The sequence below is a fragment of the Arthrobacter sp. T572 genome, from assembly GCF_056780115.1.
The window spans coordinates 1,974,657-1,999,444 of the sequence record NZ_JBRAZQ010000002.1; the positions used below are offsets into that span (position 1 = coordinate 1,974,657).

Below are 24,788 nucleotides of genomic sequence, written 5' to 3' on the forward strand. Positions count from 1 at the left end.
AATCCCCTACTTCCAGATCGCGCGTACGTATTGCTTCTGCCATAGCTCTTCCACCGGCTGGTGCCCGAGTTCGTGCGCGGCCCGCAGCCCGAACGCCGGGTCTGCCAGCCCCGCCCGCCCGACGAAAACCGCGTCGGCAGTACCCGAGGCCACCATGTCTTCCGCTTCCTGCGGCGACGTGATAAGTCCGACGGCGGCAACCGGCACTTCCGCTTTGGCACCGATGTGCTGGGCGAGGGGCACTTGATATCCCGGACCGAGCGGAATGTCGGCCGGGAGGAGGCCGCCGCTGGAAACATCCACCAAATCCACGCCATGTTCCCGCAACCAACCTGATACCTCAGCGGTGTCGTGGACAGTGAAGCCGTCCTCAAGCCAGTCCGTTGCCGAAAGCCTGACGAAGAGCGAGGGGCCCGTGCTGCCCAGGACATCCCGGACAGCATCCACAACTGCCAGCAACAACCGCGCCCGGTTTCGGAGCGGGCCGCCATACTGGTCCGTGCGTTCATTGGAGAGCGGCGAGAGGAAGGAGTGCAGAAGGAAACCATGCCCGGCCTGGATTTCGACGACGTCGAACCCGGCACCGCGGGCACGGACGGCGCTGGAGGCGAAGTCGTCCACGATCCTTTGCAGTTGCGCTTCAGTGGCCTGCGTTGGTTCGGGTGATCCCGGGAAGGCCAAGGGGGAGGCAGAGAGCGGAGTCCAACCGCCGTCTTCAAGGGGCAGGGCGCCCGGTGCCGCCTCCCAAGGCAAGCGCAGGGACGCTTTCCGGCCTGCGTGGGAAAGCTGGATGCCGATCCTGGCCCCGCGTTCGTGGACGAAATCGACGATGTCCTGCCAGGCCTGCTCCTGCTGGTCGTTCCACAGCCCTGTGTCCCCCAGGGAGATCCGTGCCTCCGGAGAAACGGCCGTGGCTTCGGCGAAGATCAGGCCGAAGCCGCCCGACGCCCGTGCCCCGAGATGGACCAGGTGCCAGCGTCCCGGAACGCCGTCCGCAGCGGAGTACTGGCACATCGGGGAAAGCCACAGCCGGTTGGCGAACGTCCGCCGTCCCAGGGTGATGGGCTGAAAGAGGCTGACGGTGGTTCGCTTGGCTACAGGAGGCGCGTTCACGCGCGTGCCTGCCCGCGAAACGCAGCGGATATCCGGCCATCGACCAGCACTGCAACGACCCCGGAACCTGCCGCTTCCCGGGCGGGCAGACCCGCTGCCAGTGTGCGGTACCCGAGTCCCGCGGTAACGGCCGGGGAAGCATCGTCCACAGCACTCAACGACTCCAGCGTCACCACCGCCGCTACCTCGCGCGGGTGGACGGTTCCGAAGGTGTCGCCGCGGTCCAGAACCAGGAATGCCGGTTCGGCGGGAGCCACCTGGCGGGCATGAAGTACGACGGCGGCCTCCGCCGCTGTCAGGGTACTCGCCAGGAGCTGGACTCCGGCAGGCGCGGTGGCGAGCAGCGAGCGAACGGTTCCTTCCGGCGTCGTGGGTTCCAGGAAACCGAGCGAGGTGAGCCAGGCGTCGTCGAAATAGGTGGAGAGGTAGTTCCGGCCGGAGTCCGGCACCACCACCACGATCGTGTGGTGTCCGTCCAGGGTTTCGGCGAGTTGCAGTGCTGCAGCCAGGGCTGTGCCGCCGGTGGCGCCGATCAACAAGCCTTCCTCGCGGGCAGCGCGGCGGGCAGTGAAGATGGCGTCCCGGTCGCTGATGCTGAAGTATTTGTCCACCAAGGCGGTGTCGAAGGCCTCGGGCCAGAGGTCTTCAACGGAGTCCGGGTGCAGGGGATGCCCGGCACCTTCGGTGTATTTGAGGGATCCGTTGCCTCCGCCGTAGCGGGAGTGCTCCGGGTCGGCGGCGATGACCTGGACCGCCCCCTCGCTGGCCTGCTTCAAGTACCGCCCCGTGCCGCTGATGGTCCCGCCGGTTCCGACGCTTGCGACGAAGTGGGTCACGGCCCCTTCGGTGTCGGCCCAGATCTCGGGTCCCGTCCCCGCAAAATGGGCGGCGGGGTTGGCGGGATTGTCGTACTGCAGTGCGAGCCATGCGCCCGGGGTAGAGGCTGCGAACGCCGCCGCCCGGTTGGCGAGGTGGGCCGGGTCCGAGCGTGGCACGAAATCAGCCACCAAGTGCACCTCCGAACCGTAGGCACGGAGCAAACTGATCTTCTCGGCGGCGGTGGCGGCGGGTGCGAAGATCACCGAGCGGTAGCCCAGCTGCGCGGCCACAAGGCTCAACCCGATACCTGTGTTGCCGCTGGTACCCTCAACGACCGTGCCGCCGGGCTCCAGGAGTCCGGCCTCTTCAGCCGCACGGATCATCGACAACGCGGCGCGGTCCTTGACGCTGCCGCCTATGTTCTGGAACTCGAGCTTGGCGTAGATGCGTGGACGCACCCCGCCGCCGAGCTTGTTCAGGCGGAGCAGGGGAGTGGCGCCAATGGCATCCAGGACTGATTCGTGGACGGTCATGGGACCAACGGGCGGATGGAGCTCTGGGTGGCGGACATCATGCTGGGATCGTGGACCTGCACAAGGGTCCCGGGAGGCTTTGGCATGGCACGACACTACGGAGCCTCAAGGCCGGGCCAAAGCTGTTCTGTCACCGCGCTCAACGGGACTCAACCCGGCTCAATCCCACGCAACGGGAAGTCACACAGGACTCCCGGATCGGTCAAAAATGACGAACTTGGCAGCCCTTTGACGCGGTGTTTCCCGGGTTGACTTCCCGCGTCGGGCCGGTTTGTACATTCCTTGGACACGCTCCTAGATTCAATCCCAGGTCAAGAGTCAGCGCGCCAAGGACCGGCTCGCGCTGCGGCAACCCTCAGGCATTGTGTGGCGGGGTGCTCCGGAAACAGACCTGGCCGCAACAGCGGCAAGCGAATGTCAACCGGCCGCACCGCGGCCTCTGAAAAGAGAGAACCATGCCTTCCAATCCTGATTTCCGTTCGCGTGTAGTTGCTTTGGAGCTCGACGGCGATGGGGCCCACCCGGCTGCGTGGCGCAAGGCCCTCCATGATCCGCAGGCACTGTTGGGGGGCCAGCGGATCCGGGAGACTGTCCAGGCCGCCGATATTGCCGGCTTCCACTTGGCTACCTTCAAGGACAGCCGGGTGGTGGACAAAGGAACCACCGGGATACCCGTGCGCCTCGATGCCATCCAGCGGGCAGCCTTTGCCGCGCCGGTCACCCGCTCCCTGGGGCTGGTCCCGGAAGCAGGGACGCTCTTCACCGAGCCGTTCCACCTTGCCACGCAGCTGGCCAGCCTCGACTACTCCTCGCACGGCCGGGCCGGCTGGCTGGTCAACGCGGACAACTTTGCCGGGGAAGCCCGGTCCGTGGGCCGCACGCCGCTTCCCGGGGACGACGTGATCAGCGAGGCAGCCGATGTTGTCCAGGCCAACCGCAGGCTCTGGGACTCCTGGGAAGATGACGCTGTCATCCGCGACGTTGCCACGGGCCGCTACCTGGACCGCGGAAAGCTGCACTATGCCGATTTTGAAGGCGGGCGGTTCGCCGTGAAGGGCCCGTCCATCATTCCGCGTCCACTCCAGGGCCAGCTGGTGGTGTTCGCCCCCGCAAGCCTGCTTCCCGCCGTCGAAGCTGACGTGGCCCTGGTCTCCGCCGGCACGGCCGACGACCTGGCCCAGGCAGCACAAGAGGCAGCGGCGGCAGGTGCGCAGCGGACGGTCGTTGAACTGGATGTGATCCTGGACGCCCGGGGGCAAACCGCAGCCAGCCGGCTTGCGGAGCTTGATGCCCACGAAAAGTGGCAGGGCGGGGCGCGCTACGTGGGCGATCCCGATGGGCTCGTGGAACTCCTCACGGCGCTCTTTGCAGCCGCAGACGGCGTGCGCCTCAAGCCCGCAGTGCTGGACATCGACCTGCCGGAGCTTGCCCGCAAGGTGCTGCCTGAACTGCACAAGTCCGGGCTCGTAACGCCGCCAAAGCCAGGCACGACGCTGCGCGAAATTTTCCGCCTTCCACGCCCCGCCAACCGCTACGCCGCAGCCTGAACAAGGCCAAGAACAAGGCAGAGAGCAGAACCATGACCAAGCATCACCGCATCGCAGGCAACGGCCGGATCCAGTTCGGTGTCTTTTTCCAGGGCGTCAACCACACCACGGTGTGGAAGGACCCGGCCAGCGGCTCGCAGACCGACTTCGAATCCTTCCGCCGCGTGGCCCAGACAGCCGAACGAGGCCTTTTTACAGCCTTCTTCCTCGGCGAGGGCCTCCGCCTCCGCGAACACCTGGGCAGGATCCACGACCTGGACGTCGCAGGGCGGCCGGACGCGCAGACCGCCCTGGCCGCCCTGGCAGCCATCACCACCAACATCGGATTGGTGGCCACGCAGAACACCACGTACAACGACCCTGCGGACCTTGCCCACCGCCTCGCCAGCCTCGATCTGTTGTCGGGTGGCCGGGCTGCGTGGAACATCGTCACGACGGACAATGCATGGACCGGTGCCAACTTCAGGCGCGGCGGGTTCCTCAAGCACGAGGACCGCTATGTCCGGGCCGAAGCGTTCGTCCAGACGGCCAAGGCCATCTGGGATTCCTGGGCTGACGGCGCAATCGCCGGGTCCCGGAACGAGGCCCGCTGGCTCGCTGAGGGCAGCATCAGCCCGGTACAGCGCAAGGATCAAAGCTTCGACGTCGAGATCACCGGACGCCTCCCGCGCTCCAGCCAGCACCACCCCGTGTTGTTCCAGGCAGGCGATTCACCGGACGGCCGCGACTTCGCGGTCAGGAACGTCGACGTCATCTTCTCGGCCCACCCCGAGCTGGAGGACGCGAAGAAGTTCCGCGAGGACATCGTGGCCAGGACCCTCAAAGCCGGCCGGCCCGCCGATGACGTGAAGATCTTCCCCGGCCAGGAATTCATCCTCGGCGCCACAGCCGCCGAAGCCGAGGAGAAGCACCAGTGGGTCCGTTCACAACAGGTTGGACCGGAAACCGCGATCGCGTACCTTGAGCAGTTCTGGGGCCGGACCCTGACGGAGTACGACCCGGACGGGCCGCTCCCGGACATCGACCCGGTGGTGGACGTCACCAACCCCACGCGCGGCAACGCCTTCCACGGCAAGAGCGCCAAGGAGCTCGCAGCCCAGTGGCGTGACGAGGCCAAGGACAAAGGCCAGTCCATCCGGCAGTTCGTGGCTGCCCGTTCCCGCCTGAACGGCCGTGGACTGGTGGGCTCCTACGACGACATCGCTGACAAGCTCGCCGAATACGCCCACACGGGAGCCGTGGACGGTTTCAACATCACGCCCTGGATTGTCCCGACCGGCTTGGACGAGATCGTCAACGAACTCGTCCCCAGGCTCCAGGACCGCGGCGTCTACCGCACCGAATATGAAGGCTCCACCCTCCGCGAAAACCTCGGGCTCCGTGAGCCCCTCACCCGTCGCGGTTCACTCACCAGCCCCCAACTCACTGAAAGCGAAAACGTCGCATGAGAATCCCCAAACCGTCCGCAGCCCGCGGCACAAAGAAGCCTGCCGCCGTCGTCGGTGTCCTTGGAGCCGTAGCGCTCCTGGCCTCCGCCTGCGGTGGAGGGGCCGACGCCGGAGCTCAGCAAAGCGCCGCAGCCTCACCCGTGCCGGGTGGGAACCTGAACTTCGCGGTCTCCGTGGACCGTGGCTGCATCGACCCGCAGCAGGTGGGCAACAACGACGCGATCGCGATTGCCCGCCAGACCGTGGCCTCGTTGACCTCGCAGGACCCGAAGACCGGCGAAATCGTTCCTTGGCTTGCAGAGAAGTTCGAGAACAACGCGGACGGCACGAGCTTCACGTTCACCCTGCGCACGGGAGCGAGCTATGCGGACGGAACCGCGATTGATGCCGCTTCAGTCAAAACCAACTTCGAAGCCATCAAGGCCCTTGGTGCGAAGGCAACACTGGGCTCCACTTATTTGAGCGACGTCAGCGCCATTACCGTGAAGGATCCGCAAACCGTGGTGGTGGACTTCTCCAAGCCCAACGCCCAGTTCCTGCAGGCCACCTCCACGTTCACGCTGGGCCTGTTGTCTCCGGCGTCGGCCAAGCTCTCCGAAGCGGACCGCTGCGCCGGGAAGTTCTCGGGTTCCGGCCCCTTCAACGTCAAGAGCTACACCGTGGACAAGGAAGCTGTCCTGGAACGCCGTACCGGTTACAGCTGGCCATCCTCCACCAACAGCAACAAGGGCGAGGCATACCTGGACACGGTCACGTTCAAGATCATCCCCGAGGCCGGCAACCGAACGGGAAGCCTGCAGTCGGGCCAGATCGATGCCACCGCGGCGATCTCCGCGGCAGATATCCAACTGTTCAACGGCAACGGGTTCTGGAACGAAACCCGCGCCAACCCCGGTGTGGTCTACAACCTGTACTCCAACGAGTCCAACCCGAAGCTCAAGGAAACGGCTGTCCGCCAGGCGATTTCCAAGGCCATCAACCGCGAGGAAATCACCAAGACCCTGCTGACCGAAGCGGACCAGCCAGCCAAGGGCGTGCTCTCGCACACCACCCCGTACTTCAAGGACTACAGTTCGCTGCTGGCCCATGATCCCGATGGCGCCAGGAAACTCCTGGACGACGCCGGGTGGAAGGCTGGCGCCGATGGCATCCGCGAGAAGAACGGGGAGAAGCTCTCCTTCAAGGTCACGTACTGGCAGTCACCCAAGGAAGTCCTGGAGCTTGTCCAGCAGCAGCTCAAAGCCATTGGCGTGGACCTGCAGTTGAAGTTCACCACGATTGCCGATGTCACCGCGGCCCAGGCGGACAAGACCTATGACTTCTCCTACGGCAACCTGACCCGAAGCGATCCGGACGTTCTGCGCACCGTCTTTGCCTCGAACACGGCCCGCGGTGGCAGCAACCTCCGCGAGAAACTTCCCGTCGACGACACTTTGGGCGAGCAGGCGGCGGCTTTGGACAAGGACGCCCGCCAGAAGCTGGTGGACCAGGCCCAGGAAGCCCTGATCAAGGACGCCCATTCCATCCCGCTGTACGAACTGTCCACCACGATTTCGGCCAGCGAGAAGGTCCACGACCTCAAGTTCGAAGCTTCCAGCCGCCTGGACTTCTACGACGCCTGGCTGAGCAAGTAGGCACCCCATGATCCGCTACATCGGCCGGCGGTTGCTGCAGGGAGCGTTTGTCCTCTGGGCCGCCTACACCGTGTCCTTCCTGATCCTGTACTTGCTGCCCGGCGACGCCGTGAGCATTATGGCCAGCGGCGACGAACAGAACGCCGTGGACCCCGCGCTCGTGGCCAAGCTGCGCAGCGAGTACGGGCTGGACAGGCCCCTCCACGAGCAGTACTTCATTGCGCTGGTCAAGGCCCTCCAACTGGACTTTGGCGTCTCCATCAAGAATGGAGTTCCTGCCACCGCAACCGTGGCCGAGGTCCTGCCGGAAACCATCAAACTGGCCGTTGCCGGGTTCGCCCTGGCCGTAGTCCTGGGGAGCGTGTTGGCGGTGGTTGCGGCGTTTAGCCGCAACCGCTGGATCCGCACGGCGTTCTCCTCGCTGCCCCCGCTGGGGATCGCGGTGCCCACGTTCTGGATCGGTCTGCTGTTGCTTCAGTTCTTCTCCTTCCGGTTGCGTTTGTTCCCGGCCATAGGGAACGACGGCGGCGAAAGCCTCGTGTTGCCGGCGTTGACTTTGGCAATACCCACCTCAGCCGTGATCGCCCAGTTGCTCACCCGGAGCCTGCACCAGACTCTCGGGGAGCCGTACATCGAACAGATCCGGGCCAAAGGTGCCAGCGAAGCGCTGATCAACTTTGGACATGCGCTGAGGAACGCGGCCATCCCAACCCTGACCATGCTGGGCATACTCGTGGGAAACCTGCTGGCCGGCGCCGTGGTGAGCGAGACCGTGTTCTCAAGGGCAGGGATCGGCCGGCTGACCGTCACCGCAGTGAACAGCCGGGACATCCCCGTAGTGCAGACACTCGTAGTCCTGGCAGCAGCGATCTTTGTGATCACCAGCCTGATCGTTGACCTCATCTACCCACTCGTGGACCCACGCATCAATACGGCGCGCGGGGCCAAAGCCTAGGAGGCCGGCATGTCGCAGCAACTTGATAGCCGGGTGGAGACTGCCCCGGATTCCCCATCCGTCAGTGTGCTCCCGCAACAGGCCACCTTCCCGGAGGCCACCACGGAAGCCGACAGCCCGGCGTCGGGCCTGTTCCGGGGGGTTCGGAAGGCCCTGGCTTGGCGATCCTTGGCCCGCCGGGCCGCCGCCCGGCCGGGGCTCGTGCTGTCCGTGCTGGTCCTGGCCACCGTGATCCTGTGGGCCTTGATCCCGACAGCGTTCACGCCGTGGCCACCGGACGCGGGTGTTCCCTCGTCCCGGCTCAAACCGCCGTCCGCCGAGCACTGGTTCGGCACGGACAGTCTGGGCCGGGACCTGTTTTCCCGCGTGGTGCATGGTTCGGCGACGTCCCTCGCTGCAACTGCCGTGGCCGTTGCGGTGGGACTCGTTGCCGGATCCGCGCTGGGGCTGCTCGCCGGCTCGCTGCGGGGCTGGGTGGACGATGCGATCATGCGCGTCATGGACGTCCTCCTGGCCATCCCAAGCCTGCTGCTCTCGCTGGCCCTGATCACGGTCCTGGGCTTTGGCACCATCAACATCGCCGTGGCGGTGGGTGTTGCCAGCGTGGCGAACTTCGCCCGGATCATGCGCGCCGAGACCTTGCGCGTGAGCACCGCCGTGTACGTGGAGGCGGCTCGCTCTGCCGGTGTCCGCTGGCACAACATCCTGCTCCGTCACATCCTCCCGAACGCGGCCGGCCCGGTCCTGGCGCTTTCAGCCTTGGAGTTCGGGATGGCTGTCCTGTCCATTTCGTCGCTGAGCTTCCTCGGCTTCGGTGCTCCACCGCCCGCAGCTGAATGGGGTTCGCTCGTGGCCGGAGGCCGCGATTACCTGGTGGCTGCGTGGTGGCTGGTGACCTTGCCCGGCGGGGTGATTGCCGTCGTCGTGCTGTCCACCAACCGCATTTCGCACGCGTTCCAGGACGCTGAAAGGAACCGGAAATGAGTCCGTTGCTGAAGGTCGAGGGGTTACGTGTCGATTACCTGGTCAACGGCGAAGCGAAAACCGCCGTGTCCGGTGTGTCGTTCGAGGTCTATGCCGGCGAGGTTGTGGCGATCGTGGGGGAGTCGGGATCGGGCAAAACCACCACCGCGCACTCCATCATCAACCTGCTTCCCGGAAATGCGCGGTTCGCTTCCGGCAGCATTAGCTTCGACGGCGCGGACCTCACCGCGCTGACCCGCAAGGAGTGGCAGGGCGTCCGGGGCAGGGAAATCGGGCTGATTCCGCAGGACCCGACGGCATCGCTCGACCCGCTGCAGAAGGTGGGCGAGCAGGTAGCGGAGGCCCTGACCATTCACCGCCTGCAACCCCGGAAAGAGGCTCGACGCCGGGCGGTTGAGCTATTGCAGGAGAGTGGCATCCGCGATGCCGCCACCCGCGCACGGCAATACCCGCACCAGTTCTCGGGCGGCATGCGGCAGCGCGTGCTGATCGCCACAGCCTTGGCTGCCCAGCCAAAACTCGTGATCGCCGACGAACCCACCAGCGCCTTGGACGTCACGGTGCAGCGCCAGATTCTGGACAACATCGCGGCCCTGACCGCCGAACGGGGCACGGCCGTCCTCCTGATCACGCACGACCTCGGTGTTGCTGCCGACCGGGCGGACCGGATCATTGTCATGAAGCAGGGCGCCATAGTGGAGGAGGGGCCGGCCGCCGAGGTCCTGGGCAATCCACGCCACGAGTACACACGCCAGCTCATTGACGCAGCTCCGGGGCTAAGTCCGCGGCGGCTCCGACCTGCCGCACCCGTGCGCGCTTCGGGGAAAGGCCCGACGGCGGCTGGCCAGGTGTTGCTGCAAGCGAACGTGCTGCGCAAGGTCTTTTCCCTGCCAAGGACTGTCGGTGGCGCGCGTTTACTGACCGCTGTGGATGACGTTTCCCTGGACATCCGCCGTGGCGAGACGCTGGCTTTGGTGGGCGAGTCCGGTTCCGGAAAGAGCACTGTGGCCCGCTTGCTGCTGCGGTTGGAGAAGCCGACCTCCGGTTCGGTGGTGTTCGACGGCGTCGACCTCGCCTCGGTCAGGGGTGAGCGGTTGCGCCAGTTGCGGAGGCGCTTCCAGGTGGTGTTCCAGAGCCCTTACGCCTCAGTGGATCCGCGGTTTTCCGTGGAGGACATCATCGCCGAACCGCTCCGGGCGTTCTCTGAAGGTTCGTCTGCTGAGCGTCGTGACCGGGTACGTTCCTTGTTGGAGGAAGTTCATCTGCCCTCCGACTATGGTTCCCGGAAGCCGTCGGAGCTCTCCGGTGGTCAGCGACAGCGCGTGGCCATTGCCCGGGCACTCGCTTTGAAACCGGAGCTCGTGGTGCTCGATGAGGCAGTTTCTGCGCTGGACGTGTCGGTTCAAGCCCAAATCCTGTCCCTGCTGGTGGAACTGCAGGAACACGAGTCGCTGAGCTATCTGTTCATCTCGCACGATCTCGCCGTGGTGCAGCAGATCTCTGACCGCGTGGCAGTAATGAAAGCGGGCAGGCTCGTGGAGATCGGCGACGCCTCGGACGTCCTTGTGAACCCTGTGGAGGAATACACGAGGGCTCTGATCTCGGCCATCCCGGGCCGTCAGCTCCCGGCTGAGACGTTCGAAAGGCTTGATCCGGTCCCCTTGAAATGAGCCATGAAGGACCTGCGCGTGTCCGCGTAGAATGGGGGCACTGAACCCCCGGGGCTCTGGAGGGCAATATCTGTCATGTCGCACATTGATCGCAAGGCTCTGGTTTCGGCTGTCATTGGACTGGTCATAGCGATTGTTCCAGCGTTGCTCGGTGCCCCCGAACTCGCGCCCCTGATTGGATGGGCTGTAGCCGGCGGCGTCTTCCTGGTCTGGGCGTGGTCCAAGGCCTGGCCCGCGGGGCCTGAGGCCACGGGTGAACTCGCCCGCCAGGAAGGCCGTTCCCGACGCCTCGTCGATTCCCTCATCACGGCAGCGACGTTCGTCAGCCTGGTGGCGGTCGTCTTCGCGTTGATCCGCAGCCAGCAGAAGGACCTTATAGGCATAGCCGCGGCGGTTCTGGCGGCTCTGGGCGTGATACTCGCGTGGGCGCTCGTCAACACTGTCTATGCGTTCAAGTACGCCAGGATGTACTACCACGACGACGAGCACCGCTTCAGCTTCAACCAGGACGAGGACCCGTCGTACAGCGACTTTGCCTATGCGGCATTTTCCATCGGCATGTCGTATAACGCTAGCAATGTCAGCGAGTCATCCACTCCCTCGCGCAGGATTGCTTTGGGGCACGCTTTGCTCTCATATTTCTTCGGCACCTTCGTGGTCGCGGTGGCGATCAACCTGATGGTCAGCCTTGGCCAGTCGGGTTGACCACGGCCAATCTGCGGGAGTCCGGGATACCCCCGACCCTGGTGAATCGTGAATCTCCCCACTTTATTTTGAGTAGCTCAAAATAAGGATCTAGACTTGTGTATAGGCCAGAGCAGCCCTCGCGAATACCGCGCCGGTGAACATTCCCGGGCGGGCAGGGCAACGGCACACACCCCAAAGCCCTCCTGCTTGTGCGGCACCGGAACCAGAACCGCCCTGTTCCTGAACCCAAGGAGACCCCCATGACCGTATTGGCTGAACGCCCCGTAACAACCCATTCCGCTACCGAAACCGCGGCCGTTACCCCTGCACTGCGCAAGGGCAGCTACGTAACTCTCCCCGCCGGAACGTCGCAGGACCGCTCTGAAGGTTCCTATGTCACAGTCCCTGGCAACCGGAACATCCCGCCTGTCATCCCAGCCAGCTATGTCACGGTAGCCGGCGCTCCCGCTGTAACCGCCGGACCCGTCGGCGGCAACTACGTAACGCTTTCGACGGCAGCTTAAAACCCCGGAATGTTCTGGGGGAACGCCGGAACCGCCGACGACGACACGCACTGTGTCGTCGTCGGCCTTTAAAGGCAAAGCACTAGAACAAGGGCCACGGTACCGCCGGCATCTGCCCGTGCGGAGCCGGAAACCGCCCGGATGAGCGCAAGACCGCACAGCGGGCCGTGAGCGCAGCGATTTCGCCGGCGCTGAGCAAACCCTCCAGATCCTGGCCCAGCCCACCGCGCAGCCCTTCGCTGACACGTTCAACGCCTTCGTGTTCATCGGCGGTCAGGGCGTCACCCAGCCACCCCCACAGGACCGTGCGAAGCTTGTGATCGCTGTGAAAGGTGAGCCCATGATCCACCCCGTGCCGGTGCCCATCAGACATGGCGAGAACATGATTGCCTTTGCGGTCGGCGTTGTTGACGATCACGTCGAAGACCGCCATGCGCCGGAGGGCCGGTGTGTCTTCGTGAACCAGGGCGACCATTCGACCGGTCTCGTCCTGGCCTTCGAGGACTTGTTTCCAGCCCGTCGCGGGGACATGCTCCCTGTCCACCAGGTCCACGGCGCTGTGGCCGGGATCCTGGTCCTTCCAGAGCTGCACCATTCCCCGGCCCAAAGGACCATCGCGCAGCCATGTGTGCGGCACGATGTCCCAACCGAAAACCTCCGAGACCAGGTAAGCGGCGACTTCCCGGCCCGCCAGGGTGCCGTGGGGAAAATCCCACAGCGGGCTTTCGCCTGCTATCGGCTTGTAAACGACAGGCAGGTCGCCGATGCTGCCCAGGAAAGTAGCGTTCGAGGCTGTCGTGATGCGACCGGTGAGCGACAGCTCGTCGTTAACCAGGTCCGGTGGCGGCATCAGGCCTCTGGAACGGCGCAGGTGTGCCCGTCGGCGTCCATGGGGTAACCGCAAAGCGGACACGTTGGACGCCCTGCGGCTACGATCTCGCGCGTACGCTTGGCAAATGCCCGGGCTGTACCGACAGGCATCCGCACCAGCAGCATTTCTGTCTCTTCAGCGGCTTCGTCATCATCGTCGGCGTCATGAAGGGGATAGGCCTCAACCACAATCTGGGCAGTGGTTGGGTCCCAGCCAAGGCTCATTGTGCCGGCGCGGAACTGCTCCTGGGGAGCCTCGAGCGGGTCATCGTCGACGAGTTCCACGGGAGTGCCCGTAGGAACACTGAAGGGGTTGTCCTCAAGGGTTATGAGCTGGTCGAGCAGTTCGTCGATCTTCTCACCGAGCTGTGCCGACTGCTGCTTCTCGAGGCCAACACTCACGATCTGCTTCCCTGCGCGGACCTGCAGGTAGAACGTTCGCTCTCCTGGACGGCCGATGGTGCCAATGACCACCCGGTCAGGCCAGGCAAACTCATGAACACGCGTAGGCATGTGAGTATTCTAGGCACATGCGGTTTACGGCGTCTTCCGGCCTGCGCCGCCGCCAACGGGAGCATCGCCGGATTGCAGGCCGTTCGCCAGCCACGACAGGTCGCCGGCCTCGGTGTTGGTCGCATATACGCTCGGCCGCTGAGCGCCGTAATGGACGATCGATACGGACGCGGGGCCAACATTAATTCGCTGGAACAGGTCAAGGTGCATCCCGAGGGCGTCGGCGAGGATCGACTTGATGACGTCACCGTGGCTCACGGCCACCCACACCGCCCCCGGTCCGAATTCCGCTTCGAAGGCTGCGTCATGCCGGCGGACCGCTGCCACTGCCCGGGCCTGCATACCGGCCATGGATTCACCGCCGGGAAAAACGACGGCGGACGGGTGCGACTGTACAAGGGGCCACAATTCCTGGGCCGCGAGGTCGCTGAGCGGGCGACCCTGCCATTGGCCGTAGTCGCACTCGGTGAGGTCGGGGTCGACGGGTGCATAGGGTGAGCCAGGCTGCCGGTCAAGGATGAACCGGGCGGTTTGCAGGCAACGCTCCAGTGGGCTCGATACCACTCCCGCGACAGGCACAGCCGAGAGCCGTTCTCCGGTGCGGGCCGCTTGTTCACGACCGGTATCGTCCAGGCTGACGCCAAGGGCCCGCCCGGCCAGCAGTCCGGTGGCATTGGCTGTGGTGCGGCCGTGCCGTACGAGAATAACTGTCGCCATGCACCCAGCCTATCCACCCGCTGGAGGGCGCGCTTGACCCGATAGCGCGCTCAACCTGGACGAACGGGCAGTGATCGGCCGGCGCGGTGCAGGATGTCTTTCACGAAGCGGCCTGTACGGAACCCATGGCGGCGTGGTCCGGCTCGTTGAATTCGAGACCCAACAGTGCGTTTTCGGTGACTTCGGGCAGGGCGGGGTGGATCCAGTATTGCTTGGCGGCGAAGTGGCGCAGATCGAGGTCGAAGGCCAGGGCGGTAATCATCTGTTGGATCAGGGTTGATGCCTGGGGGCCCATGTAGTGGGCGCCGAGAAGTTTGCCGCTGTCCCGGTCGGCGATGAGCTTGCAGATTCCAGTGGTGTCCTCCAGGGCCCATCCGTAGGCGACGTCCCCGTACTCCTGGACTTTGATGGTCACATTGTGTCCTTGCTCCCGGGCCTGGGCTTCGGTCATTCCGACAGTTGCAATCTGGGGGTGCGTGAAGGTGGCGGCAGGAACATGGTCGTGTGGCATGCTCTTGAGGTTCTCCGGGTTCAACAGGTTGTGGCGGACGGCGCGCATCTCGGCGTTGGCGACGTGTTTGAGCATGTAAGGCGAGGAGACATCGCCGAGTGCCCAGACGCCGGCGGCGGAAATCGAACGGCCGTACTGGTCGACCTTGATCCGCCCGGAGTCCGTTATCTCGATTCCCCCGGAAGGCAGGTCCAGCAGGTCCCCGTTCGGGACACGCCCGGTGGCTACCAGAAGTACTTCCCCGCTCGCGGAGGAGCCGTCGTCCAACCGGACAGTTATGCCGGTGTCTGTAGCGTCGGCGCCAACAACGGTGCGGCCGAACCGGACAGTGAAGCGTTCGGCGGCCAGTTCGTTGAACCGGTCGTGCAGGTCCTGGTCCAGGTTCCGCAGGAGCGTTGAGCGTGCGATGATCGTGACCTTGGTGCCGAGGGCGTCGAAAACGTGGGCGAACTCCATGGCGATATAGCCTCCGCCGATGATCACCATGGACCGTGGCAGCTGCGGCAGGCGCATGATGTCCTCATTGGTGTGGTAGCGCACGCCGGATGAGCAGATGGCCGCCGGGATATAGGGCCGCGAGCCGGCGGCAATGACGATCTGGTCGGCGGAGATGGTTGTCCGGTGGGAACCCTGCCCGGTGCTGAGGGTACGTTCACCAACGAAGACCGCGTGCTGGTCGTAGACGTCGATGTTAGGAGTCCGCGGCCCGCGGCGATATTCTTCCCCGGAAGCAGCGATCGGGTCGATGCGGTTGCCAAAGATGCGGTCCACCAGTGCCGGCCAGTCCACGGACTTGACCTCTGCGTGAATTCCCAGCCGCCCGGATCGAAGGGTCTGGAGTGCGGTGTCGGCAGTGTGTACGTACATTTTCGACGGGATGCAGCCGGCATTGAGGCACGTGCCGCCGAAGGGGCCTTTTTCAATGATCGCTATCGACCGGTCTTCGAACTCCGGCCCGGGAAGGGAGTTCCCGGATCCGGCACCGATGATGATCAGGTCGTAGTGCCGGTCCGCGGCGGCGCTGCTGGCGGCATTGTGCATGAGTGGTCCCTCCTCCAGGGTTTCCTCAACACTAGTGAACCCCTGCGGCGTTTAGGCTTGGTCCATGTCGACTGACGAAGAAAAAGACCCTCCGGTTCCCGCGGACGTTGAGGGCAAGATCCCGAAGAAAGTTCACGATGCGCCAGAGGCGGCCGCGTTGCCGGGGGACGATCCCGACGAAACAGAGGTAACCCGCCAACCCGGGCCAGGCCGCACGCAGCCTTAACCATGGGCGTCTGGCGGTTTCCGGTCATTGGCGGGATGCGGGTACTACAGTTGATACATGGCTGCCGGCCGCAATCCGATTGATGAGCTGCGTGAAACCATCGGCCATCTGGCTAACCAGTTGAAGCTGCCAGGTTCGGAACGCGTTGACGACCTGGTCGGTGAACTCGTTGGTGCCCGGCCCCAGCCGGCCAGGCCGTTGTCCGAGGTCCAGACCGAGCTTGATGCCTTGGTGGGCCTGGAGACCGTGAAGGAACAGGTGCGGGCGCTCGTCGCTTTGCTCCAGGTCCAGGCCCGTCGCAAGGCACATGGCCTCCCGGAAGTAGCCACATCCCAGCATCTGGTGTTCCTCGGAAACCCGGGAACAGGCAAGACCACCGTAGCGCGGCTCCTGGCCGAGATGTACCGCGCAGTCGGTTTGCTGCAAAAGGGCCACTTGGTGGAGGTCGACCGTTCAGGCCTGGTGGGGCAGTACGTCGGAGCGACCGCCATCAAGACAGACAGGGTCATCCGGCGTGCGCTGGACGGGGTGCTGTTTATCGACGAGGCCTATGCATTGGCCCCGGAGGACGGAAGGATGGACTTCGGTCCCGAGGCGATCGAAGTCCTGCTCAAACGGATGGAGGACCACCGGCACCGGCTTGTCGTGATCGTGGCGGGGTACCCGCGCCTGATGGAAGCCTTCCTGCTTTCCAACCCTGGACTGCGCTCGCGTTTCTCCCGCGAGATCACTTTCCCCGATTACTCGGTGGATGAACTCCAAACGATCTTCCACCAGATGCTTGCCCAGCATGAGTACACGCTGGATGCCGATGCTGACCATATGCTGCGCCGCATCCTTGCAGGGCTCCACGCAGGCGAAGACTCCGGCAACGCACGATTCGCCCGGACGCTGTTCGAACAGGCGCTCAACCGCCAGGCTTTGCGGTTGTCGCGGGATGAAGATCAAAGCCTCGATTCCCTTGAGCGTGAGCCCCTCACCACCCTCACGGCCACTGACCTCGTCGAGGCCGCACTTGCCCTGGGTGAGGAGCCGAAGCCGGACATGACCCCGGAACCGGAACGGCCACGCTGGTGGCGCTGGCTGGCGTGACGTGTCGTGTCACGGGATGGGGCAGTGCCCCGGTCTGTTCATGACCATTTGATGACCACGTCCGCCAAGGCCTTGGTGCCTTCGACGTAGTGGGCGTTGGCTTCGTCGGGACCGTGTGCCCAGGCTTCGGCTGCGGCCTGTTCCATCCCTGAGGCCATGTGGTGCTGGATGAGGCGGGGGATGCGGAGGGCCGGGGGAGTTTCAACAAACCAGACTTCGTCCAGCAAGCCCCGGATCCTGCTCCACCGGCCTTCCCGGGCGAGGAGGTAGTTGCCTTCGGTGAGGACATGGGTCACGCTCCGAAACACCGGGATGGAGGCTGCTACCGGCTCTTCGAGGCCCCGCCGGTACGCCGGTGCGTACACGACGTCTTCGTCGTTGCGGCGGAGCCGATCCAGCAGCGACAGGTATCCTCCGGCATCAAAGGTGTCAATGGCCCCTTTCCTCTCCCGGAGCGGTGTGCCGTCAATAATGGCATTCGCCAAGTGGAAACCATCCATGGGCACCACCGCACTCGTATCACCGAGCTCCTTGCTCAGAAGCCCGGCAAGGGTGGACTTTCCTGCGCCGGGAGGGCCCACCAGTCCAATGATCCGGCGATGTCCGGAGGCGGTTCCTTCGCGCAGCCGCTGTGCCAGCGCCGCGGCGTCGCCTGGAAGTTCGGGTTGCACTGTTTCCTTTCCTGCCCGGCGGGCCGGCTGTTGCCGGGAACCTGAGCCCTCCGGTCATCGCATCATCGCCAAGCTCGTCCTCAGACCAGCGGCAGCCCTACGGCGCCAGTCGGTCGCCCCTGCGGTGGACCCGGAACCAGCCATAGCCGTATCTTCCCACGTCAACTGAGAAGCTGCCGTCCGGATCCAAAGGCGCGTTGCCGCCGTCGAGCAGGTCAAGCAGCACAGCTCCCCGGTAGGCCTGCCGCGGACCGTCTTCCGGCCCAATCCGTCCACGTACCTTCATCGGAGCCTCACCGAAGTTGTGCAGCAGAACCAGCATTCCGCCGTCGGCGGTCAGCGAGTGGGCGAGCACGGAAGGTTCGTCTTGTTCGATCACTGCGAACTGGCCCCAACCCAGTTCGGGTGACTCCCGGTAACGTGCAATCAGCGTGGCCATGAATGTGAATAGAGAATCAGGGTCACGTTTGCCGGCGGCCGCATTGACACGGTCCGGTCCGTACTCGCCGCGCACCGGCGGAGCCACCAGCTCCGAGCTTTTGGCAGTGGAGAATCCGCCGTTCTTTTCGCTGTTCCATTGCATCGGCGTGCGCACCGCGGCGCGGCTTCTTTGCCGCAGGTCTTCTCCCATGCCGATCTCTTCGCCGTAGAAAAGCACGGGCGTCCCGGGCAATGAGAACATCAGCGAATACACCATCCGCAGCCGATCCCGGTCACCGCCGAGCATTGGCGGAAGCCGGCGGCGCAGTCCCCGGCCGTAGATCTGCATGTTTTTCCGAGGCCCGAATGCCTGGAAGACTTCCTGCCGCTCACCCTCAGTGAGTTTGTCGAGGGTGAGTTCGTCATGATTGCGGACGAACATGGCCCACTGGTTGTCCGGATGGATGGCCGGCCGGCTCTTGAGGTTCTCCGCCAGCGGACGGGCATCCTGCCGGGCCAATGACAGGTAGAGGTGCTGCATGGACATGAAGTCGAACTGCATGTTCAGCTCGTTGCCCTCCGGTCCGCCGAAGTATTCAAGTTGTTCCTTGTAGGGCAGGTTCACTTCTCCCAACAGCACGGCGCTGCCGTTGCGCCTGCTGACGAAGCTTCGGAGTGCCGACAGGTAACCATGTGGATCGATGGTCGCTGCTTCGTCCTTGGGCTGTCCCCGTGTCTCCAGGAAGAAGGGCACGGCATCGAGCCGGAAACCGTCCAGGCCCAGTTCCAGCCACAGCCCCATCGCCTTCGCGATCTGCTCCCGGACCCGCGGATTGGTGACGTTAAGGTCCGGCTGGTGCTTGGCAAACATGTGGAGGTACCACTCACCGGTGCCCTCATCCTGCGTCCACAGCGAGTTCTCTTCCCCTGGGAACACGACCTCCGACGACGTGTCCGGGGGAGTGTCCTGCCGCCACACATAGAAGTCGCGGTATGGGTTGTCAACCGACTTCCGTGCCTCGACGAACCAGGGGTGTTGGTCCGAGGTGTGGTTCACTACAAAGTCCGCAATGACCCGCATGCCCCGGTCCTTGGCCGCGCGGATGAACTCCACGAGGTCCCCGAGCGTGCCCAGCCGGGGGTCGACGCCGAAAAAATCGGTGACGTCGTAGCCGTCGTCGCGGTCCGGGGACGGGTAGAACGGCATCAGCCAGATGCAGGTCACACCGAGCGCGGCGAGGTAGTCCACCCGCTGCGCCAGACCGGCGAAGTCTCCGGTGCCGTCGCCGTCGTCGTCATGGAAGGTCTCCACGTCCAGGCAGTAGATGACGGCGTTCTTCCACCACAGATCGGACGTTTGGGCGGTCTTCATGGCTTAATGCCCGACGACGGCTGGGCAGCTGCCGTGGCCTGCTGCGGTTCAGAGGCGGTTGCGCCGGTATCGCTTCCGCGGCCGCGCAACTGCGGCAGGACATCGGAGCCGAACGCCTCGATGAAGGGCGCCTGCTCCTGGCCTACGAAATGCAGGTACAGTTCGTCGAAGCCCAACTCCACGTATCGGGCCAGCCACTCCGCGTGTTGTCCTGGGCTCGCGGAGATGTTGACCGCGCTGCGGACCTGCTCTTCACCCACGTGCTCTGCCGTGCCGTCGAAGTGCGCCGCTGTGGGGAGGTCCCACGGAATGGGCGGCGCGAACGTGTTGGTTCGCCACTGGTCGAGGGCGAGTGCGGCTGCTTCCGTCTCTTTTGGAGCCCAGGACAGGTGCACCTGCAGCACCGCTTTCCCCTGGCCGCCGCTGTCCCGGTACGCCGCCAGCATCTCCCGCAGCTTGGAAGCGGGCTGGTTCACGGTGATCAGGCCGTCCGCCCATGCGGCGGCCCTACGGGCCGTGTCCACGCTGATGGCGGGTGCGATCAACGGCGGCGGGGAGTCGGGAACATCCCAGATCCTTGCCTGCTCCACGGACACCAGCCCCCGGTGGGTGACTTCCTCTCCGCGGTGGAGCCGGCGGATGACCTCCACGCACTCTTCCAGCCTGGCTTGCCGGATGTCCTTGGGGGGCCATGGGTCACCCGTAATGTGTTCGTTCATATTTTCACCGCTGCCGGGTGCGAACCAGAAGCGGCCGGGGAACATGCTGGCCAGAGTTGCGGAAGCGTGCGCGATGATGGCGGGGTGGTACCTCTGCCCGGGCGCGGTTACCACCCCGAACCGCAGGCCCGTGGAAGCCAGTGCCGCCCCCAGCCACGACCAGGCAAAACCGGAGTGTCCTTGGCGTGAGGACCACGGCTCGATGTGGTCCGAGCACATGGCGGCGTCGAAACCGGCACGTTCGGCGTGCTGGACGTCCTTGAGCAATTGGCCGGGGCTGATCTGTTCATGCGATGCGTGAAAGCCGACGGTTACCATCGTTAATCTCTATCGTCACCCACCGCGCTGTGTCGAGGGTTTGCCGGTTGCGCGATTGTTCCCGGGTGCTTTTACGGGGCGCAGGGGCATTCAACAAGTCATGGCGCAACATGACGGCTGCGTTAAGTTGCGCTGGTCACATCTGTTTGCTTCTTTCCGGCCGATACGACCAGTCTTGCATCACCCTATTTTTCAGCGCTTGTCAGCGCGTGCCCAACGAAGGACACCATTTATGACTGACGTTCTCTGGTTTTCTGATCTTGGCCTGTCCGACCTTGACCAGGTTGGCGGCAAGAATGCTTCCCTCGGCGAAATGGTCCGCAGCCTCGCCTCGGCGGGCGTGAAGGTTCCGGACGGTTTTGCGACGACGGCCGATGCGTATCGGCGGTTCCTGAGCGAGTCCGGTCTGGACGGCCGGATCGAATCCATGCTGGAAGGCCTGGACAGCGGCGACGTGGCCGCTTTGGCCCGGGTTGGCCAGCAGATCCGTGACGCGATCCGTGAAACTCCGTTCCCGGCCGGCTTCGAAGAAGAAATCCGCGCCGCGTACACCCGCTTGACGCAGGAACATGGCGGGGAGGTTTCGTGGGCCGTGCGTTCCAGCGCCACGGCCGAGGATCTGCCGGACGCTTCGTTCGCCGGGCAGCAGGAGACGTTCCTGAATATCCGTGGAATCGAGAACATCCTGGTGGCGATCAAGGATGTTTTTGCTTCGCTTTACAACGACCGTGCCATTGCCTACCGCGTGCACCACGGCTTCACGCATTCCGAGGTGGCCCTGTCCGCTGGCGTGCAGCGGATGGTGCGTTCGGACATCGGCGCCTCAGGCGTGATGTTTACGATGGACACTGAAACCGGGTTCCAGGACGCTGTGTTCATTACCTCTTCCTATGGACTGGGCGAGGCCGTGGTCCAGGGGGCAGTCAACCCGGATGAGTTCTATGTCCACAAGCCCGGCCTGGCCGCCGGGCGTCCCGCCATCTTGAAGAGGGGCCTTGGCGAGAAGGCTATCCAGATGGTTTACACCGACTCCCAGGAAGTGGGCCGGACCGTGGATTTCGTCCCGGTGGCCCCCGAACTGCGGCAGCGTTTCAGCTTGTCCGATGCCGAAGTGGAGCAGTTGGCCCGGCATGCGCTGGCCATTGAGGCGCACTATGGCCGTCCCATGGACATTGAATGGGGCAAGGACGGCGTGGACGGGGAGCTGTACATCCTGCAGGCCCGCCCCGAAACGGTCGAGTCCCGGAAGGCTGCCGGTTCAGTTTCGCGCTACAAGCTCGCCGAGCGGTCCACGGTGCTGGTTGAGGGCCGTGCCATCGGCCAGCGGATCGGCGCCGGCCAGGTGAGGGTGTTGTCCTCGATTGACCAGATGGCGTCCTTCCAGGAGGGCGATGTCCTGGTGGCGAACATGACGGACCCGGACTGGGAACCGATCATGAAGAAGGCCGCTGCGATCGTCACTGACCGTGGCGGACGGACCTGCCACGCCGCGATCATTGCCCGGGAACTGGGGATCCCTGCGGTCGTTGGCACTGGCTACGCGTCTCAGATCCTCAAGGACGGCACCCCGGTGACGGTCTCCTGCGCGGAGGGTGAAGCCGGACTCGTGTACGAGGGACTGCTGGAGTACACGCTGCAGGAGACCAGCCTCGAGACCATGCCGGAAGCGCCGGTAAAGATCATGATGAACGTCGGCACTCCGGAGCAGGCTTTCAGCTTCGCCCGCCTCCCGCACCATGGTGTGGGCCTGGCGCGGCTTGAGTTCATCATCAACCGCCAGATCGGTATCCACCCGAATGCGCTGCTGGCCGTCAACGGTGAAGTGGAGCGTCCGGCCGGCCTGGACGACTTCACGGTGCGCCAGATCAGGGAGAAGACCGCCGCCTACGACGGTCCCCGCGATTACTACATCCGCCGGCTGGCTGAGGGCATCTCAACGATCGCTGCCGCGTTCGCGCCGGAGCCGGTCATCATCCGGTTGTCCGACTTCAAGTCCAACGAGTACGCCAACCTGATCGGCGGCCCGGCGTTCGAACCTGAAGAAGAGAACCCGATGATCGGCTACCGGGGTGCGTCCAGGTACCTGTCCGGGTCCTTCCGGAAGGCCTTCGAACTCGAATGTGAAGCCCTGAAGTACGTGCGCAACGAGATGGGCCTGACCAATATCAAGCTCATGGTTCCGTTTGTGCGGACCCTGGACGAGGCACGCGGTGTCATTGACCTGCTGACGGAGAATGGGCTGCGTCGCGGCGACAACGGGTTGGAAATTGTGATGATGTGCGAGCTCCCGGCCAATGCGTTGCTCGCTGACGAGTTCCTGGAGTACTTTGACGGTTTCTCGATCGGTTCCAACGACCTGACGCAGCTGACCCTGGGACTGGACCGCGACTCCGCACTGGTTGCAGACGGTTTCGACGAGCGGAACCCCGCTGTGACCAAGCTGCTCGAGATGGCCATCTCCGCATGCCGGGCCAAGGGCCGGTACGTCGGGATCTGCGGCCAGGGACCCAGCGACCACCCGGACTTTGCCGAATGGCTCCTGGCACAGGGAATCAGCTCTATATCGCTGAATCCCGATGCCGTGACCGAAACCTGGCTGCGGTTGGCCCGGTCCGGCAGCCGCGCGGCTGTCTAAATGGCAGACCGGCATGCCGTGGGGGCGGGCGCCCAGCCGGCCCCCACGGTGTTCTTCCTTTCCGACAGCACGGGCATCACCGCTGAGACCCTCGGCAACACCCTGCTGACGCAGTTCCCGTCCCACCGGCTGGAGCGCCGGAGTATTCCGTTCATCACCACGGTCGACCAGGCACGCGATGTTGTGGCTGCCATCAACCGGGTGGCTGCCACGGGGCCCCGGCCGCTGGTCTTCTCCACCACCGTCAGCCCGGACGTGCGTGCCGTTCTTGCCCAGAGCTCCGGGCACTTCTTCGACCTGTTCGGTGCCCACATCGGCCAGCTGGAGCAGGCGCTCGGCTCCCCGGCCAACGGCCTGCCGGGCCAAGCGCACGGTGTGGGGGACCAGGTGCGGTACCAGTCGCGCATGGCAGCGGTCGAATACGCGATCGAACACGATGACGGCCAGTCCCTCCGGGCGCTGGAACGCGCCGAGTTGATCCTGATCGCACCCTCACGCTGCGGCAAGACCCCGACCACCATGTACCTGGCCCTCCAGCACGGCATCCTGGCTGCGAACTTTCCCTTGGTCGAGGAAGATTTCGAGAGCATGACGCTTCCCAAGCCGTTGCTGCCGTTCGCGAAAAAGTGCTTCGGCCTCACCTCCCAGCCGGTACGGCTGAGCCAGATCCGCCAGGAGCGCCGTCCCGGAAGCGCCTACGCCTCCATGGCCCAGTGCACCTTCGAGCTTCGCAATGCCGAGGACATGTACCGGGCCAACAACATCCCGTACGTAAACTCCGCCTCCATGTCCGTGGAGGAAATTTCCGCCACAGTCCTGCAACGCATGCAACTGCACCACTGACGGGCCCGCATAACGGAAGGGTACGACGGCGGGTGGCCGCCCGCCGTCGTACCCTTCCGTCAGCTTGGGGCAGGATAAGACCTCCGGTTTCGGCCAGCCCCACAGGGACTTACGTCAAGTGGTCAAAGTCTCCACGGCACCATGCGGCGTGCCGTTCAGCAGAGGCCTGCAGCACGTCCCTGGCTCTGTCAGCGATGACATTGTTGAAGTTGCCGTAGATGCGGTTGAACTGCAACGTACCAAGCTGGGCTGCGATCCGCAGCGCCACGGCACCGGACAGCGGCAAACGGTTGGGATAGCTGCGCATGAACGCAACAGAAGTGCGGTCCGGGTTCGGAAACACGCTGTCGCCGGTCAGCAGCACCCCTTCGCCTTCTGCGCCGGCTGCCCAGTGCGCCACGGCGCTGCCGGGAAAGTGGCCACCGGTTTGGTGCAGGGTGAGCCCTTCGGTGATGGTCTTGCTGCCGGACCAGGTCTGGATGGCAGGATCGTGCCGTCCCAACCACTGCCGGTCTGCCTCGGAGACGAGGACGGGGACGTTCCCCAGGCGGTGTGACCACTCCACCTGCACACCGAACATGTGGGGATGGCTGGCAGCGATCGCCAGCACGGGCCCCTGCGCAAGAACAGCTTCCACGGCGGCATCGTCAACGAACCCCACCGGATCCCAGAGCAGCGACCCGGCCGGCGTTACCACCAGTTGGGCGGTTTGCCCGATCCCCACTTTGGGCCCGGTACTGAGGCCGAACAGCCCGGGCTCGTTCTCTGTCGTGGTGACTTTGTGGCCTTCGCCGGATAACCCGTCCAGGGTGAGCCACCGCTGTCCATCCTCTGGAACGTACTGGCGTTCATCCGTGCAGATCGGACAAAGATCCGGCAGAGGTTCGTCCCGCTCCACGGCACAGGTTGCACAGATCAGCATGGGG

General features: G+C 64.5%; 22 protein-coding genes and 1 riboswitch. Of the genes, 12 read left to right on the forward strand and 10 right to left on the reverse strand.

All coding sequences use genetic code 11. The features are described 5' to 3' along the window. Window positions 1-6 precede the first annotated feature (6 nt). Together ACUYMZ_RS10335 and ACUYMZ_RS10340 are read right to left on the reverse strand one after the other, a co-directional pair. The gene (locus ACUYMZ_RS10335; protein ID WP_481603138.1) at window positions 7-1,113 is read right to left on the reverse strand and encodes an NADH:flavin oxidoreductase/NADH oxidase; all 1,107 of its coding nucleotides are present in this window, start codon (window positions 1,111-1,113) and stop codon (window positions 7-9) included. Further along, window positions 1,110-2,465: a PLP-dependent cysteine synthase family protein gene (locus tag ACUYMZ_RS10340; protein WP_481603140.1), complete on the reverse strand. Its 1,356-nt coding sequence runs from the start codon at window positions 2,463-2,465 to the stop codon at window positions 1,110-1,112. The genes ACUYMZ_RS10335 and ACUYMZ_RS10340 overlap by 4 nt, the downstream gene beginning before the upstream one ends. Before the next feature lie 309 nt (window positions 2,466-2,774). After that, a riboswitch (SAM riboswitch) is annotated at window positions 2,775-2,884 on the forward strand. 36 nt (window positions 2,885-2,920) lie between these two features. Here ACUYMZ_RS10340 and ACUYMZ_RS10345 point away from each other — a divergent pair. The 8 genes from ACUYMZ_RS10345 to ACUYMZ_RS10380 all read left to right on the forward strand — a co-directional run bounded on the left by ACUYMZ_RS10345 (window position 2,921) and on the right by ACUYMZ_RS10380 (window position 11,914). Continuing rightward, a complete protein-coding gene (locus tag ACUYMZ_RS10345; RefSeq protein WP_481603142.1) occupies window positions 2,921-4,012 on the forward strand; it encodes an LLM class flavin-dependent oxidoreductase in 1,092 nt (363 codons plus the stop codon). Between the two features lie 32 nt (window positions 4,013-4,044). Further along, complete coding sequence (locus ACUYMZ_RS10350) at window positions 4,045-5,460, forward strand: NtaA/DmoA family FMN-dependent monooxygenase (protein WP_481603144.1); 1,416 nt, start codon at window positions 4,045-4,047, stop codon at window positions 5,458-5,460. Beyond that, the gene (locus ACUYMZ_RS10355; protein WP_481603146.1) at window positions 5,457-7,094 is read left to right on the forward strand and encodes an ABC transporter substrate-binding protein; all 1,638 of its coding nucleotides are present in this window, start codon (window positions 5,457-5,459) and stop codon (window positions 7,092-7,094) included. Before ACUYMZ_RS10350 ends, ACUYMZ_RS10355 begins: the two co-directional genes overlap by 4 nt. Window positions 7,095-7,101: 7 nt before the next feature. Continuing rightward, window positions 7,102-8,049, forward strand: a complete 948-nt coding sequence (locus ACUYMZ_RS10360; RefSeq protein ID WP_481603148.1) for an ABC transporter permease — start codon at window positions 7,102-7,104, stop codon at window positions 8,047-8,049. 9 nt (window positions 8,050-8,058) lie between these two features. Further along, window positions 8,059-9,033 (forward strand): ABC transporter permease, encoded by a 975-nt coding sequence (locus tag ACUYMZ_RS10365; protein WP_481603150.1) that lies wholly within the window; start codon window positions 8,059-8,061, stop codon window positions 9,031-9,033. Then, window positions 9,030-10,703 carry a dipeptide ABC transporter ATP-binding protein gene (locus ACUYMZ_RS10370; protein WP_481603152.1) on the forward strand — a complete coding sequence of 558 codons (1,674 nt, stop codon included), beginning with the start codon at window positions 9,030-9,032 and terminating at the stop codon, window positions 10,701-10,703. The genes ACUYMZ_RS10365 and ACUYMZ_RS10370 overlap by 4 nt, the downstream gene beginning before the upstream one ends. Before the next feature lie 75 nt (window positions 10,704-10,778). Continuing rightward, window positions 10,779-11,408 carry a DUF1345 domain-containing protein gene (locus tag ACUYMZ_RS10375; protein ID WP_481603154.1) on the forward strand — a complete coding sequence of 210 codons (630 nt, stop codon included), beginning with the start codon at window positions 10,779-10,781 and terminating at the stop codon, window positions 11,406-11,408. 242 nt (window positions 11,409-11,650) lie between these two features. Next, window positions 11,651-11,914 (forward strand): hypothetical protein, encoded by a 264-nt coding sequence (locus tag ACUYMZ_RS10380; protein WP_481603155.1) that lies wholly within the window; start codon window positions 11,651-11,653, stop codon window positions 11,912-11,914. 82 nt (window positions 11,915-11,996) lie between these two features. Here the strand turns inward: ACUYMZ_RS10380 and ACUYMZ_RS10385 are convergent, their stop codons facing one another. The 4 genes from ACUYMZ_RS10385 to mtr all read right to left on the reverse strand — a co-directional run bounded on the left by ACUYMZ_RS10385 (window position 11,997) and on the right by mtr (window position 15,566). After that, a complete protein-coding gene (locus ACUYMZ_RS10385) occupies window positions 11,997-12,764 on the reverse strand; it encodes an SCO1664 family protein (RefSeq protein ID WP_481603157.1) in 768 nt (255 codons plus the stop codon). Beyond that, window positions 12,764-13,297 carry a DUF3090 domain-containing protein gene (locus ACUYMZ_RS10390; protein WP_481603159.1) on the reverse strand — a complete coding sequence of 178 codons (534 nt, stop codon included), beginning with the start codon at window positions 13,295-13,297 and terminating at the stop codon, window positions 12,764-12,766. The genes ACUYMZ_RS10385 and ACUYMZ_RS10390 overlap by 1 nt, the downstream gene beginning before the upstream one ends. Before the next feature lie 24 nt (window positions 13,298-13,321). Next, a complete protein-coding gene (locus tag ACUYMZ_RS10395; protein WP_426007418.1) occupies window positions 13,322-14,014 on the reverse strand; it encodes a histidine phosphatase family protein in 693 nt (230 codons plus the stop codon). A 100-nt stretch (window positions 14,015-14,114) separates the two neighbouring features. Further along, window positions 14,115-15,566: a mycothione reductase gene (gene mtr, locus ACUYMZ_RS10400; RefSeq protein ID WP_481603161.1), complete on the reverse strand. Its 1,452-nt coding sequence runs from the start codon at window positions 15,564-15,566 to the stop codon at window positions 14,115-14,117. 64 nt (window positions 15,567-15,630) lie between these two features. Here mtr and ACUYMZ_RS10405 point away from each other — a divergent pair, with 64 nt between their 5' ends. Then, complete coding sequence (locus tag ACUYMZ_RS10405) at window positions 15,631-15,792, forward strand: hypothetical protein (protein WP_481603163.1); 162 nt, start codon at window positions 15,631-15,633, stop codon at window positions 15,790-15,792. A 57-nt stretch (window positions 15,793-15,849) separates the two neighbouring features. After that, window positions 15,850-16,884, forward strand: a complete 1,035-nt coding sequence (locus ACUYMZ_RS10410; RefSeq protein WP_481603165.1) for an AAA family ATPase — start codon at window positions 15,850-15,852, stop codon at window positions 16,882-16,884. A 38-nt stretch (window positions 16,885-16,922) separates the two neighbouring features. Here the strand turns inward: ACUYMZ_RS10410 and ACUYMZ_RS10415 are convergent, their stop codons facing one another. From ACUYMZ_RS10415 to ACUYMZ_RS10425, 3 genes are all read right to left on the reverse strand, one after another. Next, window positions 16,923-17,555: a nucleoside/nucleotide kinase family protein gene (locus ACUYMZ_RS10415; RefSeq protein WP_481603167.1), complete on the reverse strand. Its 633-nt coding sequence runs from the start codon at window positions 17,553-17,555 to the stop codon at window positions 16,923-16,925. A gap of 97 nt (window positions 17,556-17,652) precedes the next feature. Further along, window positions 17,653-19,347, reverse strand: coding sequence for an alpha-amylase family protein (locus ACUYMZ_RS10420; RefSeq protein ID WP_481603169.1), 1,695 nt, complete (start codon window positions 19,345-19,347; stop codon window positions 17,653-17,655). Next, complete coding sequence (locus ACUYMZ_RS10425; protein ID WP_481603171.1) at window positions 19,344-20,384, reverse strand: TIGR03885 family FMN-dependent LLM class oxidoreductase; 1,041 nt, start codon at window positions 20,382-20,384, stop codon at window positions 19,344-19,346. Before ACUYMZ_RS10425 ends, ACUYMZ_RS10420 begins: the two co-directional genes overlap by 4 nt. A gap of 232 nt (window positions 20,385-20,616) precedes the next feature. Between ACUYMZ_RS10425 and ppsA the strand changes: the two genes are divergently transcribed. Both ppsA and ACUYMZ_RS10435 read left to right on the forward strand, forming a co-directional pair. Further along, window positions 20,617-23,019, forward strand: a complete 2,403-nt coding sequence (gene ppsA / locus ACUYMZ_RS10430) for a phosphoenolpyruvate synthase (protein WP_426007426.1) — start codon at window positions 20,617-20,619, stop codon at window positions 23,017-23,019. Further along, complete coding sequence (locus tag ACUYMZ_RS10435) at window positions 23,020-23,862, forward strand: pyruvate, water dikinase regulatory protein (protein ID WP_426007427.1); 843 nt, start codon at window positions 23,020-23,022, stop codon at window positions 23,860-23,862. It begins immediately after the preceding gene. A 109-nt stretch (window positions 23,863-23,971) separates the two neighbouring features. Here the strand turns inward: ACUYMZ_RS10435 and ACUYMZ_RS10440 are convergent, their stop codons facing one another. Next, window positions 23,972-24,784, reverse strand: a complete 813-nt coding sequence (locus tag ACUYMZ_RS10440) for an MBL fold metallo-hydrolase (RefSeq protein ID WP_442422749.1) — start codon at window positions 24,782-24,784, stop codon at window positions 23,972-23,974. Window positions 24,785-24,788: the final 4 nt, after the last annotated feature.

Bases quoted from the DNA above. Each gene is read 5' to 3' on its own strand.
- ACUYMZ_RS10340 (WP_481603140.1), bottom strand. From the start codon at position 2,465: ATGACCGTCCACGAATCAGTCCTGGATGCCATTGGCGCCACTCCCCTG.
- ACUYMZ_RS10345 (WP_481603142.1), top strand. From the start codon at position 2,921: ATGCCTTCCAATCCTGATTTCCGTTCGCGTGTAGTTGCTTTGGAGCTC.
- ACUYMZ_RS10350 (WP_481603144.1), top strand. From the start codon at position 4,045: ATGACCAAGCATCACCGCATCGCAGGCAACGGCCGGATCCAGTTCGGT.
- ACUYMZ_RS10355 (WP_481603146.1), top strand. From the start codon at position 5,457: ATGAGAATCCCCAAACCGTCCGCAGCCCGCGGCACAAAGAAGCCTGCC.
- ACUYMZ_RS10360 (WP_481603148.1), top strand. From the start codon at position 7,102: ATGATCCGCTACATCGGCCGGCGGTTGCTGCAGGGAGCGTTTGTCCTC.
- ACUYMZ_RS10365 (WP_481603150.1), top strand. From the start codon at position 8,059: ATGTCGCAGCAACTTGATAGCCGGGTGGAGACTGCCCCGGATTCCCCA.
- ACUYMZ_RS10370 (WP_481603152.1), top strand. From the start codon at position 9,030: ATGAGTCCGTTGCTGAAGGTCGAGGGGTTACGTGTCGATTACCTGGTC.
- ACUYMZ_RS10375 (WP_481603154.1), top strand. From the start codon at position 10,779: ATGTCGCACATTGATCGCAAGGCTCTGGTTTCGGCTGTCATTGGACTG.
- ACUYMZ_RS10380 (WP_481603155.1), top strand. From the start codon at position 11,651: ATGACCGTATTGGCTGAACGCCCCGTAACAACCCATTCCGCTACCGAA.
- ACUYMZ_RS10385 (WP_481603157.1), bottom strand. From the start codon at position 12,764: ATGCCGCCACCGGACCTGGTTAACGACGAGCTGTCGCTCACCGGTCGC.
- ACUYMZ_RS10390 (WP_481603159.1), bottom strand. From the start codon at position 13,297: ATGCCTACGCGTGTTCATGAGTTTGCCTGGCCTGACCGGGTGGTCATT.
- ACUYMZ_RS10395 (WP_426007418.1), bottom strand. From the start codon at position 14,014: ATGGCGACAGTTATTCTCGTACGGCACGGCCGCACCACAGCCAATGCC.
- mtr (WP_481603161.1), bottom strand. From the start codon at position 15,566: ATGCACAATGCCGCCAGCAGCGCCGCCGCGGACCGGCACTACGACCTG.
- ACUYMZ_RS10405 (WP_481603163.1), top strand. From the start codon at position 15,631: ATGTCGACTGACGAAGAAAAAGACCCTCCGGTTCCCGCGGACGTTGAG.
- ACUYMZ_RS10410 (WP_481603165.1), top strand. From the start codon at position 15,850: ATGGCTGCCGGCCGCAATCCGATTGATGAGCTGCGTGAAACCATCGGC.
- ACUYMZ_RS10420 (WP_481603169.1), bottom strand. From the start codon at position 19,347: ATGAAGACCGCCCAAACGTCCGATCTGTGGTGGAAGAACGCCGTCATC.
- ACUYMZ_RS10425 (WP_481603171.1), bottom strand. From the start codon at position 20,384: ATGGTAACCGTCGGCTTTCACGCATCGCATGAACAGATCAGCCCCGGC.
- ppsA (WP_426007426.1), top strand. From the start codon at position 20,617: ATGACTGACGTTCTCTGGTTTTCTGATCTTGGCCTGTCCGACCTTGAC.
- ACUYMZ_RS10435 (WP_426007427.1), top strand. From the start codon at position 23,020: ATGGCAGACCGGCATGCCGTGGGGGCGGGCGCCCAGCCGGCCCCCACG.
- ACUYMZ_RS10440 (WP_442422749.1), bottom strand. From the start codon at position 24,784: ATGCTGATCTGTGCAACCTGTGCCGTGGAGCGGGACGAACCTCTGCCG.